Source organism: Bacillus sp. FSL E2-8900 (genome assembly GCF_037966225.1).
Taxonomy (GTDB): Bacteria; Bacillota; Bacilli; order Bacillales; family Bacillaceae_G; genus Bacillus_A; species Bacillus_A cereus.
The window spans coordinates 4,093,283-4,106,925 of sequence record NZ_CP150193.1 but is presented as its reverse complement, the minus strand read 5'-3'; the positions used below and the strand labels follow the sequence as shown (position 1 = coordinate 4,106,925).

The window sequence follows — 13,643 nt, the reverse complement described above, 5'->3', positions numbered from 1 at the left end:
CTAAATGAATGAAAAATGGACAATTATAGATGCATTGCGCCATTCAAGACATGATTGGCTCAATCGTATGCAGATGGTGAAAGGAAACCTTTCACTTGGAAAAGTGGAAGAAATTCATAGTCTCATCGATCGTTTTGTCCAAGAAGCGAGACAAGAATCCAATCTGATGGGGCTATCAATGCCTTTATTTTCAGAGTGGATTTTAACATATAATTGGAAACAGCAGCCGTGCTTATTGGAGTACGAAGTATTAGGGAAATTACATAACTTATCTCACTTGGATGAGACTGTATGTACATGGACGAATCAATTTTTCTCAATGCTTCAGCATAGTTTAGACGTATATGTTGAAAATTATGTTTGTATCACAATTGAATGTGACGCGGAGAATGCTCGTTTCTTTTTTGATTTTCGTGGTAAGCTAACGAGTGTAGAAGAACTACAGAATTGGCTTGCGACCCAAAACAATAAATGGTATTCCATTTCTTATACAGTGCGAGACGAAGAAGTCTCAGTTATATTACAACCAATTGAAAAAAGTGTGGTGAAATAATGTTTGTAGATCAGGTCAAGATATATGTAAAAGGCGGCGACGGTGGTAACGGTATGGTTGCGTATCGTCGTGAGAAGTATGTTCCTAAAGGTGGCCCAGCAGGTGGCGACGGCGGTAAAGGTGCAGATGTTGTTTTCGTAGTTGAGGAAGGCTTACGTACATTAATGGACTTCCGCTACCAACGTCATTTCAAAGCTGATCGCGGTCAGCACGGAATGAGTAAAGGTCAGCACGGACGTAAATCTGAAGATTTACTTGTAAAGGTTCCGCCAGGAACAGTAGTAAAAGATGAAAAAACTGGTCAAATTCTTGCCGATTTAGTAACGCATGGACAAACTGCTGTAATTGCAAAAGGTGGCCGTGGTGGCCGTGGTAACTCACGTTTCGCAACAGCTACGAACCCAGCGCCAGAAATCGCTGAGAACGGGGAACCAGGTCAAGAGCGTGATGTCATTCTAGAACTTAAAGTACTAGCAGACGTTGGACTTGTTGGATTCCCAAGTGTAGGTAAATCTACATTATTATCTGTTGTATCATCAGCGCGTCCGAAAATTGCAGAGTATCACTTCACAACAATCGTTCCGAATCTTGGTGTTGTTGAAACTGGTGATAACCGCAGCTTCGTTATGGCTGACCTTCCAGGACTAATTGAAGGCGCACATGCTGGCGTTGGACTTGGACACCAATTCTTACGTCATATTGAGCGTACACGTGTAATCGTGCATGTTATTGATATGTCTGGTTTAGAAGGCCGTGATCCATATGAAGATTACGTAACGATCAATAATGAATTGAAAGAATACAATCTTCGCTTAACTGAGCGTCCACAAGTTGTTGTTGCAAACAAAATGGATATGCCAGATGCAGAAGAAAACTTACAAGCATTTAAAGAGAAAGTGGGAGACGAAGTAAAAATCTTCCCAATCTCAGCTGTAACAAGACAAGGTGTTCGTGACTTACTGTTTGAAGTAGCAAACTTAATAGAAACAACACCAGAATTCCCAATACATGAAGTTGCGGATGAGTCTGATACAAGTGTAATGTACAAATTTGATACTGAAGGTGTTAAATTTGAAATTACACGTGAAAGTGATGGCACGTTTGTTATCTCTGGTTACGATATCGAGAAAACATTCAAGATGACAGACTTCTCACGTGATGAATCTATACGTCGTTTCGCTCGTCAAATGCGCGGAATGGGTATTGATGAAGCGCTTCGTGCACGTGGTGCAAAAGACGGAGATATTGTAAAAATTCTTGAATATGAATTTGAATTTATCGATTAAGACTGCCGAAATACGGCAGTCTTTTTTTATATCGTAAAAATCGGATTTATATAGGAAAAAATCCCCACTAATTAAATTTTCAATTTATAATGGAAAAAGGAGTAAATGTAGAAGAATTCTTTTATGGGGAGAAAAAGAACATGTATAAAATATTAATTGTAGAAGACGATGAGAAAATTGCGGGAATATTAGAGGAGCATTTAGAAAGGTATGGCTATCAATCATTTAGAGCAAGTGATTTACGTCATATAAAAGATGAGTTTGTAAAAATAAATCCTCATCTTGTGTTACTTGATATTAATTTACCGTACTTTGATGGTTTTTATTGGTGTCGTCAAATTCGTACTGTATCGAATGCGCCGATTATTTTTGTTTCTGCAAGAACAGGGGAAATGGATCAAGTAATGGCGATTGAAAATGGCGGCGATGATTATATTACGAAGCCATTCCATTTAGATATCGTAATGGCAAAGGTGAAGAGTGCGCTTCGCCGTGGCTATGGAGAGTATGCCTCTGCTGCTGAGAGTGATTGTTTAGGTGTAAATGGACTGTTGTTATTCCCGTCCCAGCATATCGTTGAGTGGCAGGGACAACAAACTGAACTGACAAAAAATGAGTTTTACTTATTAGAGTGTTTAATGAAACAGGTGAATCAATATGTAACGCGTGAAGAACTGTTAGAAGCTCTATGGGATGAAGTAGCATTTGTGGATGATAATACATTAACCGTAAATGTAAAACGTGTAAGGAAGAAACTAGAAGAGCTAGGCATTAAAAATGCAATTGTAACGAAACGTGGATATGGTTATGCGCTTCTTACAGAGTGGGGCGAAGGGCATGAAGGTTAAAAATTACCTCATGGACCGCTTTTCTTTAATACTTTCTTATATTGTTAGCCTTTGTTTATTTGGGCTTGTTTTGCAGTTGCAAAGTCTTTTAGAAAAGAAATCCATTGATTGGAGTACGTGGTTATATGGACTTTTATTAGGAACAGTTGTGTTTACTGTATACCTCATTTACGATTACCGAAAACGGAGTGTGTTTTTAAAGAGGATCGAAAAGTATGTTACTGGTGGAAATACATTACATGACTCTTTACTTATTGATGAATCTTATACATCAGAGCAAGAAATGGTCGTTGAATCTTTTACGTTATTAAGACAGCAATATATGAATGAAGTTCATAAACAGCATGCGAAAGAGCAACAGCAAATGATATTTATGAACCAATGGATTCACCAAATGAAAACACCAGTATCTGTTATTGAATTATTGCTGCAAAAGTTTGGCAAAGAGCATCGTGAGGCAAGAGCAACAGTTGAAAGTATTCGTGAAGAAAATAACCGTATACTAAATGGTTTAGATTTAGCGTTACATATGGCAAGACTAGAGCAGTTTGCGAAAGATTATAAGGTAGAAGTAGTAAATGTTATAGATGTCGTGCGAGGTATTATTAATGAAAATCGAAAATCCTTCATTCAATCGTCTGTATTTCCGAAAGTGATGTTTGAAGAAGATACTTGTATGGTTGCCTCTGATAGAAAATGGCTAAGTATTGCTATAGGTCAAATTGTTGTAAACGCAATTAAGTATACAAAAATTTCAGCGGCAGAGAAAAAAGAAATTCAATTTCAAATTGAAGAGAAAGACCAAAAGGTGTTATTACATATTAAGGACAATGGAATCGGTATTCCAGAGCAAGATGTAAAGCGCATATTTGATCCATTCTTTACGGGGGTAAATGGCCGTAAAACGAGAGAAGCGACTGGAATGGGTTTATATATTACGAAGGAAATTTGCGATAATTTACATCATGGAATGTATGTCCAATCGGCTGGAGGAGAAGGGACAACATTCACGTTCCAATTTGCAAAAGATGAAGAATATCATACATTGATGAGAAAAATGACAAAACTGTAAGATAACAAAACGTTTTGTAAGGGAAATCACTCGTTTCTTTTTCTTATTTTTCTTATAGTAAATGTAAGAAGAAAACACGTAGGGGGATTAGAAATGAGTGTTCTTGAAGTAAAAGGATTAACGAAGGTGTACCAATCAAAAGGTTCAGTAGCGACGACTGCTTTAAACGATATAAATTTTAAAATAGAAGAAGGCGAATTTGTAGGGATTATGGGTCCTTCAGGAAGCGGGAAAACGACGCTTTTAAATTTATTAGCAACAATTGATAAGCAAACTTCAGGTCATGTGCTTGTAAATGGTGAAGAAATTAATCAAATGCGTGCTGCAAAATTAGCGGAGTTTCGCCGTACACATTTAGGGTTCATCTTTCAAGATTTTAATTTACTTGATACGTTATCCATTAAAGAAAATATTATTTTACCACTTGTAATGGCGAAGAAATCTGTAAATGAAATCGATGCGAAAGTACTGGAAATTGCGAAGTTTTTAAACATCGAAGAAATTTTAAATAAAAAAGTATACGAAGTATCTGGGGGACAACAACAACGTGCAGCAGCAGCGAGAGCAATCATTCATGAACCGACGTTAATTTTAGCAGATGAGCCAACTGGAAACTTAGACTCGAAGTCAGCGAAATCGCTAATGGGCGCTCTGCAAGATTTACACGAGCAAAAGAAAGTAACGATTGCAATGGTTACGCACGATCCAGTAGCGGCTAGTTATTGTGAACGTATCCTTTTCATACGCGATGGGGAAATTTTCTCGGAAATACATAAAGGAAGAACGAAACAAGCCTTTTTCCAAGAAATTCTGGACGTACTTGCGATGCTAGGAGGAGAATATCATGAACTTTCGCCAGCTCGCGCTTAATAACGTAAAAGGAAATTGGCGTAACTATAAAGCGTTTCTTATTAGCAGTTGTTTATCGATTGTCGTATTTTTCATGTATGCTTCTTTTATTTATCATCCAGATGTTGTAAGCGGTAATATTAGTATGAGAAAGATGATCACAAAAGGATTAGAATCGATGAATTATATTGTGGTCATCTTCTCGGCACTCTTTATTTTATATGCAAATTCAACGTTTTTACGAGCAAGAAAAAAAGAGTTTGGTCTACTAACATTAATAGGCGGAACGAAATCGCAGCTCGGCCGAATGATTATATTAGAGCAACTGATGTTAGGTAGTATTGCAATTGTAATTGGTGTTGGGATTGGAATGCTTTGTTCAAAATTATTTTTCCAAGCGTTAAGCGTATTATTGAAAATAGATAAGACACTTCCACTTGTTTGGAATAGTAAAGCAGTTCTTATTACAGCTGGCGTATACTTTATCCTATTTTTAATCCTATCATTGTTTAGTGTTTGGACAGTAGGACGCTTGCAAATTATTGATTTATTAAGAGAAGCTAGAAAGCAAAAAGTAGAGCCGTTTGCATTTACATGGTTATGTGTAGTTGGTATAGGATGTATTATTGCTGCATATGTACTTAGCTTCCAAGTAACGTTTCTGAATTTCCTCATCCTCTTTTTACCGGTGGTAGGACTGACAATTGGCGGAACGTATTTATTATTTACACAAGGTAGTACAGTTGTATTAAAAGCATTACAAAAAAGAAAGCAATCTTTCTATACGTATCCAAATATGTTTGTTCTTAGCAATCTTATTTATAAAATGAAAGATAATGCTCGTTTTCTATTTGTAATTTCTATTATTACGGCGGTAGTATCTTCAGCAGTAGGTACACTGTACGTATATTTTGAAAATATGAGTGCGAAAACGGTAGAACTTACACCACATGCTATTTCATATGAGGAAAAGGGGTTAAATACGCATAATCTTATTAATGAAGAAAAGGTACAGGAGCTTGTGAAGAGACACGGGTTTGAAGATGCGCGAAAAGTAACCTACGTTAAACTACCGGCAACACAGAAAATAACGTTGTTTAATAGTGAACATGAAGTACCGATGACGATTATTTCAGAAAAAGAATATAATGCAGAAGTGCGCAAACAAAAGGGAGAGCAACCTACAGAAGTTCATAATGCACCAGGTAGTGCAACGATGGTTATGGTTGATATGTCAAATGAACTGATGAAGATAGATCGTACGAAACCGTATGAATTTACAATTAACGGGCAAAAGCAGTCTGTTCAATTAAATAATCCAACGCAGTATTCTGTTTTTAATGATAGTGAATATCTTATTGTAAATGATCAAGATTTTGAGAAATATGAAAAACTCGTACCAGATGAAGAAAAGACGAAATATTACGGTTATTATATCGAGGATTGGAAAAATACAGAAAATCTTGTATTAGATTTGAAAAATGAAATTGCACCAGAAAAGCAAGGAGAATTGAGAAATTCAGTGTTTGCGTATAAGGATATAAGAGAAGGTGGAGCAATTACAATGTTCATCGGTTTCTTCGTAGCGGTACTGTTCTTCTTCTTCGCTTGTAGTATGACATACTTTAAATGGTTTAACGATAAAGAACAAGATCGTATTCAATTTAAATCGTTAAAGAGAATCGGTATGACAGATAAAGAAATTCGCAAAATTGCGATTCGACAAATGGGAGTTATCTTCTTTATCCCAATTTTAATCGGTTCCATTCATAGTGGAGTTGCTCTTCATACGTTAGGGAAAATGCTTTATATTGATTTATGGAAATCAGGTGCGCTTGTAATTGGAGCATACATTTTAGCTTCTGCCATTTACTTTATGATCGCGCAAAGAGGATATTTAAAACACGTAAAAAGCTAGGGGAACCTCTAGCTTTTTACCTATGTAGTAAGTTACAGGAGGACGATAGATGAACATTTGGCAACTAGCGCTGCAAAATATAAAAGGAAATTGGCGTAATTATAAAGTGTTTTTCTTAAGTAGTTGTTTTGCAATATTTGCTTCTTACGCATATATGTCTGTCATTGTGCATCCGTATATGCAAGAGACGATGTGGTATCAAAACGTACGTTGGGGACTTATCATATGTAATGTTATAATCATTTCTTTTTTCGTCATATTTATTTTGTACTCTACTTCTATTTTCATAGAAGCACGTAAGAAAGAATTAGGGTTATATATGTTAATGGGAGCAACGAAATCTAACGTAATAGGAATGATTATGACCGAACAAATTTTAATCGGGGTCTTCGCGAATATTTTCGGTATTGTGCTCGGTATGATATTTTTAAAACTCTTTTTTATGGTATTTAGTATGTTACTGGGGCTTCCGAAAGAACTCCCTGTGATATTTGACGTAAGGGCGATTGGTGTAACATTTATTACATATATGGTCGTTTTTATTTTGTTATCTTTTATAAGTGCTTTACGTATATGGAATATAAAAATCATTCGGTTATTGAAAGAATTTCGAACAGATAAAAAAGAGAAGAAAACATCAAAGTGGCTTTGTTTATTCGGTTTTGCTTGTTTAGTGGGCGGGTATGCGTTGGCGCTACAAGTGACGATGACTACGATAGCAATATACTTTTTCCCTGTGTCTATACTTGTCTTTTTTGGAACGTACTTTTCTTTTACACATGGAGCTACCCAAGTGTTAGAAATGATAAAGCGAAATAAAAAGATTATGTATACATATCCGTATTTATTTATAGTGAATCAATTGTCACATCGAATGAAGGAAAATGGTCGCTTTTTCTTTCTGATGTCTATGGCAACGACGTTTGTAGTTACAGCAACAGGTACAGTGTTCTTATATTTTTCTAGCATGCAAGATATGTGGCGAACTGGAGGGGTACACTCGTTTTCGTACATAGAAAAAGGTATTTCTACTCATGAAGTCTTTGAAGAAGGTGCGGTTGAAAAATTACTGCATCAATATGAGTATGATGATTTTCAATATATGAGTTTTGTTGGAGTTTATGCATCCTTTCAGTCTAATAAGGGAGAAACAACAATAGTACCGCTTATAAAAGAAAGTGAATATAACCAAGAAGCAAGGAAACAAAGACAGAAAACGTATCGTCCTAAAAAAGGTACAGTGACACTCGTTTATTATAATAAATACAATAATTCGAATGTATATAATCAAAAAGAGATTCAATTGCAAGTAATGAATCAACCATATCAATTCGTATTTAACGGTCAGAAAGAAGGGGTTCAATTTAACCATCACCCTTCGTACATTAATGGTCTGTTCTTCGTTATGAATGATGAAGATTTTGACAGTATAGCAAATCAGGTTCCTGATTCTGAAAAAATGATATATAGAGGCTACACATTATCAAATATCGAAAAGACGAAGAAATTAAATGAAGATTTACGGAGACATATAAAACAAGATAATAATAATGCATTTCGAAGCAATATGGAGTTGTATGTAAATATGAAAGAAGGCGGCGATATTACTCTATTTGTAGGCTCATTTATTAGTATATTATTCTTTCTCACTTCATGTAGTATCGTGTATTTTAAATGGTTCCATAATATTGCATCGGACCGAAAGCAGTATGGTGCACTCTCTAAACTTGGAATGACGAAGGAAGAAGTATGGAAAATTTCTCGTTGGCAATTATGTATGCTATTTTTTGCGCCAATTATAGTAGGGAGTATGCATAGTGCAGTTGCATTATATACGTTTCATAATACGCTTTTTATGGATGGATCATTAAGAAAAGTAGGTTTGTTCATTCTGTTTTATATCGCAGCATGTATCATTTATTTCTTCTTCGCTCAAAGAGAGTATAAGAAACATTTAGACTAGCGAATGCTAGTCTTTTTTAAATATTCGAAATTTACATAGAAGAATATAAAAAAGTATGGTATAACAGTAAGAAAACGAAAAAGAGGGGAAAAGACGATGATTCGAGTAGGATATTTAGGACCAGAAGCAACATTTACAAATATGGCGGTGAGTCGTTTTTTTCCGGAAGCAGAGCATGTACCGTATCGAACGATTCCAGATTGTATAGATGCAGCTGCAAATGAAAATGTAGACTTCGCAGTTGTACCGTTAGAAAATGCAATAGAAGGTTCAGTGAATATAACGGTTGATTACCTTGTACATGAGCAGCCGCTTTCCATTGTAGGAGAAATTACAGTACCAATTCAGCAGCATTTACTTGTACATCCGCAGTATGCAGAAGTGTGGGAAGAAGTATATGCAGTGCATTCTCATCCGCATGCCATTGCACAGTGCCATAAATTTTTAAATGAAGAATTAAAAGGAGTAACTGTTCGAGATATGACATCTACAAGTGCTGCTGCACAATATGTGAAAGAACATCCTGAAGAGAAAATTGCCGCTATTGCAAATGAAGCGGCTGCAGAAAAATACGGATTAACAATTGTGAGACGTAGTATTCATACGCATAAAAATAATCACACACGTTTCTTAGTACTCCATAAGAAAAAGAAAGCAGTACTCCCGAATAACGGAGAGAACCGCGGAGAGAAAACGACGCTTATGATAACGTTACCTGCAGATTATGCAGGTGCCCTATATCAAGTGTTATCAGCTTTCGCATGGAGAAAATTAAACTTATCAAAAATCGAATCGCGTCCGATGAAAACAGGTCTTGGAAATTACTTTTTCTTAATCGATGTCGATAAAGCATACGATGACGTATTATTGCCAGGCGTAACGATGGAACTTGAAGCACTCGGTTTTTCTGTTACTGTGCTGGGGAGTTATTCTTCTTATTGGTTGTAAGATGTAGATGGAATGTTGGTGTTTGTCTAATCGTCAATATCATTTCATTGCCTAATATATTTTTTAATAGATTAATAAAATCCCACCTGCAGAAGGTGGGATTCTTTATTTTAACTTCGCAAGACGATCTTCTAATTGACCACGCCAAATATCAGCTAGTTCTGGAACAGCAAGAATCTTCTCGATGCCATCTTTATCTTTTCTATTATGAAAATAAATTTCGTTAGAGAATAAAACAGAAACATTGCTTGATGGACGTTCTAGTAATGTAATTTTTGAATCTTTACGTACAGTACCTTCTTGAAGAACGCGGCATAGGTAGCCAGTAAATCCAGTTGCTACAATACGCGGCAGTATGCCAGGGATGCCAAGACGTTTTGAAATTGTGCTACAAGGTACGCGAGCTTGCGTTACTTGAATGATTGCTTCGCCTAGTTGATATGTATCTCCGATGCATACGTCATGCTCTAACATATTTGTTACGGTAATGTTTTCACCAAATGTGGAAGCGGGAAGCGTAGTTTGAAATTCCTCTTCCCATAGTGCGTAATGCTCGTGTGGGTACACACAAACAGCGCGATCAGGTCCGCCGTGATGTTTTAAATCCGCTACGTCATCACCACGAAATCCGTCTTTTGAGAGAAAGGCCTCTTCTGTAGGATCTTTACATATACCTGTTATCATTTCTTTATCTTCGCCATATTTCATTTGTTTCGGTTTGCCAATGCTAAAGTGAACGAGTTCAATTCCCATATTTGATCTCCTTTACGATTGATTACAATATTATAGCATTAAAAAAGCACAGAGAATGATAAAAACTCTGTGCTTTACATTAATAAACGAGAAATCCTGCTTTATCTAACGCCTCACAAGCAGCATCTAATTTTTCTTTAGAATCTGCCTCGATTGTATGTAAGTGAATACCATCTGTTAGTTGTGAAAGATAGGAAGCATTTGTGTTTTCGATTTTTTGTAAATATTGCTCTACATCAAAGCGATTGCTTACCATAATGGAGGCTGTTAAGTCACCGTATACAGGATGCTCAACTTTTACGTCTTTAATCGTAACGCCATGGTCAACAAGCATTGTAAGTTCCTGACGTACTTCTGCTGGTTTATGTTGGCATACGATTACGCGTTCAAAAGTTTGTTGCTTCTCTTGTGGCTTTAAATATAAATAACCTTGAGCAGTCGCAATAATTGGTTCGTTTCGTGCTTTAAGCAAGGAAATATCTTGCACGATAACTTGTCTACTTACGTTCGTCTTTTTCGATAGTTCATTCCCCGATAACGGTTCATTTGCAGCAAGAAGCCACTGGAGGATAAGTTGTCGTCTTTCTTCACCTAAAATCTTTTTTTGTTCATTTTGTTTCATTATGATTTAACACCTCTATAAAATTGATTTCCAATTGTGTGTAGTGCATGAATAGTAGTATCAATTTGATCTTTCGTTGTTTGTTGTCCGAAAGAGAAGCGGACATATTGTTTTGCCTCTTCATACGTTTTTCCAATTGCAAGCATAGTTTTCGAAGGTTCTTGTTTACCGACTTGGCAAGCACTTCCGGTGGAAATGGCGATACCATGGCGATTACATTCTAGCATAGTATATTGACCTTCTATTCCTTTTATTGTAACCCCAACAATATGTGGTAAACAAGAAGTAGAATGACCTTCTACTTCAATTTCTAGCGGAAGTGTTTGTATTTGCTCTAAAAAGTAGGATCGTAACTCTTTAAAACGTAAACTTTCTTCCCATTGAGTTTTTAATATATTTTCAGCAGCTGTTAAAAAAGATGCGATGCCGGGAACGTTCACTGTACCTGGGCGAAATCCTTTTTCGTGAGAAGTTCCTGGAAATACTTGTTCCCAGCGAGTTTGCGGATTTATGTAGCAAGCGCCGACACCTTTTGGTCCGTATATTTTATGTGCTGAAACAGAAAGACTATCAATCCCCATCTCAAAAACATGGATAGGCAGTTTACCAAACGTTTGCACACAATCCGTATGAAATAAAACATTATATTTTTTTAAAAGTGCCCCGATTTCTGTAATGTTTTGAACGGTTCCGATTTCAGAGTTTCCATGCTGTATACTTGCTAGCACAGTATCTTCCGTAATAGCTGCCTCTAAATCTACTAAACAAATGAGTCCATTTTTATCAACAGGAATTTCAGTGATCGTATAGCCTTTTGATTTTAGAGATTGAAAATAACTTCGAATGGATGCATGTTCCATAGGTGTCGTAATAATATGCTTCTTATTTCGGGCATTTAGAAGTGATTGAATCGCAAGATAGTTCGATTCCGATCCACCGCTTGTGAAAAATACTCCTTGTTCTTTGCCTCCAATCATTTCCGCAAATGTTTTTCGGCAAACTTGTAATAAAGAAGAAGCCGTTCCTCCAATATCATGTAAACTTTGTTCATTTCCGAAGTATTGCGATGCTGCTTTCATATATGTTTGTAACGCTTCCTCGCTCATAGGTGTAGTAGCTGCATAGTCAAGATATATCATCATGTAAGTTCCTCTCTCTAGTAAGAGTTACATTTCTTTTACTTTTTAAATGGTAGTGAAAATAAGAATTATAAAAAAACTCTTGTCATTATTTTAAAACTATGTAAATATAGGTGTCAAGACAGTTGAAAAGTGTAAAGTAGGAGGCAACAATTATGCCAAGCGCAGATGTCTTAATTATTGGAAGTGGCGTTGCGGCACTTCGTGTTGCAAAAGAGATTTGTCACGAAAAGAATGTGATTATTATCACAAAGGAGACGAAACGTAATAATAATACACATTTAGCTCAAGGTGGAATTGCCGCAGCGGTAGCTACATACGACAATCCTAATGATCATTTTGAAGATACGCTAGTAGCAGGGTGTCATTATAACAATGAAGAAGTGGTCCGTTATTTAGTCGAGGAAGGACCGAAAGAAATTAATAACCTTATTGAAAATGGAATGAAATTTGATGGAGATGAAACAGGTCCTCATCTTGGAAAAGAAGGAGCGCATCGAAAACGTCGTATTTTACATGCAGGTGGCGATGCAACAGGAAAGAATTTATTAGAGCATCTTATTCAAGAAGTAGCTCCATACGTTACGGTAGTGGAACAGGAAATGGTGCTCGATTTTATTATAGAAAAAGATAAATGTGTTGGGGCTTTAACTCGCAACAATAAAGGAGAATTGAAACGTTACAATGCAGATTATACGGTGTTAGCTTCAGGCGGTATTGGCGGTTTATACGCCTTTACTTCTAATGATGAGACGATTACAGGCGATGGACTTGCAATGGTGTACCGTGCAGGCGGAGAGCTTGTAGATTTAGAGTTTATACAATTTCATCCGACGATGTTATACGCGGGTGGGCGTTGTTCTGGTCTTGTGTCCGAAGCTGTTCGCGGAGAAGGAGCTGTCCTTATAAATGGAAAAGGGCAGCGTTTTATGATGGATATACATTCCGAACAGGATTTAGCGCCTCGTGATGTAGTCGCAAGGGCTATTCATGAACAGCTACTTGCGGGTGAAAAAGTGTACTTAAACATCGAAATGATTCAAAACTTTGAACAACGCTTTCCGACCGTGTCATCGATATGTAAAACAAATGGAGTCGATATAAATAAAAAACTTATTCCAGTCGTGCCTGGTACTCATTTTCACATGGGCGGCGTGAAAACGAACTGTGATGGAGAGACGTCTATTCCGAACTTATACGCAGTCGGTGAAGTAGCTTGTAACGGGGTTCATGGTGCAAATAGATTAGCGAGTAATTCATTATTAGAAGGTCTTGTGTTTGGAAAAAGAATCGGACGACACATTTTATCTAGAGAGACAAAAGAAAAGGTGAACATGCTAGCCGAAAAGGAAGCAAAGTTTATCGTTCTGAATCATTTACCGACGAAAGAAGAAATACAAAAATGCATGATGAAATATGTTGGGATTGTGCGAACAGAGCAAAGTTTATCTTATGCGAAGAGATGGCTTAGTAAGTATGGTGTTCGAAATATGATATTACAACATGATGTTCTTACGAATGAAGAGATAACGCTTATTAATATGTTAACGGTTTGTGAGCTTATAGTTGTGTCAGCCTTGCAAAGAGAAGAAAGTATTGGCGGGCATTACCGGAGTGATTATCCAGATAGAAATATAGGAAAGAAAGAGATTGTTCGAGTAAAGAGAAAACGACAACTTGTGTAATGAGGGG

Annotated in this window: 12 protein-coding genes; 9 read left to right on the top strand and 3 right to left on the bottom strand. The window is 36.7% G+C overall.

Features of this window, described 5'->3' with window-relative positions; genetic code table 11:
- The first annotated feature begins 4 nt into the window (after window positions 1-4).
- The 8 genes from NST90_RS21015 to pheA all read left to right on the top strand — a co-directional run bounded on the left by NST90_RS21015 (window position 5) and on the right by pheA (window position 9,437).
- Window positions 5-553, top strand: coding sequence for a sporulation initiation phosphotransferase B (locus NST90_RS21015; protein ID WP_001003587.1), 549 nt, complete (start codon window positions 5-7; stop codon window positions 551-553).
- The gene (gene obgE, locus NST90_RS21010) at window positions 553-1,839 is read left to right on the top strand and encodes a GTPase ObgE (RefSeq protein ID WP_000497127.1); all 1,287 of its coding nucleotides are present in this window, start codon (window positions 553-555) and stop codon (window positions 1,837-1,839) included. The genes NST90_RS21015 and obgE overlap by 1 nt, the downstream gene beginning before the upstream one ends.
- A gap of 140 nt (window positions 1,840-1,979) precedes the next feature.
- Window positions 1,980-2,687, top strand: coding sequence for a response regulator transcription factor (locus tag NST90_RS21005; protein ID WP_002082113.1), 708 nt, complete (start codon window positions 1,980-1,982; stop codon window positions 2,685-2,687).
- The gene (locus NST90_RS21000; RefSeq protein ID WP_025710189.1) at window positions 2,677-3,759 is read left to right on the top strand and encodes a HAMP domain-containing histidine kinase; all 1,083 of its coding nucleotides are present in this window, start codon (window positions 2,677-2,679) and stop codon (window positions 3,757-3,759) included. The genes NST90_RS21005 and NST90_RS21000 overlap by 11 nt, the downstream gene beginning before the upstream one ends.
- A 93-nt stretch (window positions 3,760-3,852) precedes the next feature.
- Window positions 3,853-4,629, top strand: a complete 777-nt coding sequence (locus NST90_RS20995; RefSeq protein WP_000114529.1) for an ABC transporter ATP-binding protein — start codon at window positions 3,853-3,855, stop codon at window positions 4,627-4,629.
- On the top strand, window positions 4,604-6,526 hold the full coding sequence (locus tag NST90_RS20990; protein WP_001011415.1) for an ABC transporter permease: 1,923 nt from the start codon (window positions 4,604-4,606) through the stop codon (window positions 6,524-6,526). The genes NST90_RS20995 and NST90_RS20990 overlap by 26 nt, the downstream gene beginning before the upstream one ends.
- A gap of 49 nt (window positions 6,527-6,575) precedes the next feature.
- Entirely contained in the window at window positions 6,576-8,489 is a 1,914-nt protein-coding gene (locus NST90_RS20985) for an ABC transporter permease (protein WP_016123402.1), read from the top strand.
- 96 nt (window positions 8,490-8,585) lie between these two features.
- Window positions 8,586-9,437 carry a prephenate dehydratase gene (pheA, locus tag NST90_RS20980; protein ID WP_000621705.1) on the top strand — a complete coding sequence of 284 codons (852 nt, stop codon included), beginning with the start codon at window positions 8,586-8,588 and terminating at the stop codon, window positions 9,435-9,437.
- Between the two features lie 105 nt (window positions 9,438-9,542).
- Here pheA and NST90_RS20975 read toward each other — a convergent pair whose 3' ends face one another.
- The 3 genes from NST90_RS20975 to NST90_RS20965 form a co-directional block, all read right to left on the bottom strand.
- Window positions 9,543-10,190 (bottom strand): MOSC domain-containing protein, encoded by a 648-nt coding sequence (locus NST90_RS20975; RefSeq protein WP_000510666.1) that lies wholly within the window; start codon window positions 10,188-10,190, stop codon window positions 9,543-9,545.
- Window positions 10,191-10,269: 79 nt separating this feature from the next.
- Window positions 10,270-10,812 carry a transcription repressor NadR gene (locus tag NST90_RS20970; protein WP_000812275.1) on the bottom strand — a complete coding sequence of 181 codons (543 nt, stop codon included), beginning with the start codon at window positions 10,810-10,812 and terminating at the stop codon, window positions 10,270-10,272.
- A complete protein-coding gene (locus NST90_RS20965; RefSeq protein WP_000973777.1) occupies window positions 10,812-11,954 on the bottom strand; it encodes an IscS subfamily cysteine desulfurase in 1,143 nt (380 codons plus the stop codon). Before NST90_RS20965 ends, NST90_RS20970 begins: the two co-directional genes overlap by 1 nt.
- A gap of 152 nt (window positions 11,955-12,106) precedes the next feature.
- Between NST90_RS20965 and nadB the strand changes: the two genes are divergently transcribed.
- Window positions 12,107-13,636 (top strand): L-aspartate oxidase, encoded by a 1,530-nt coding sequence (gene nadB / locus NST90_RS20960; RefSeq protein WP_001138531.1) that lies wholly within the window; start codon window positions 12,107-12,109, stop codon window positions 13,634-13,636.
- The last annotated feature ends 7 nt before the right edge of the window (window positions 13,637-13,643 follow it).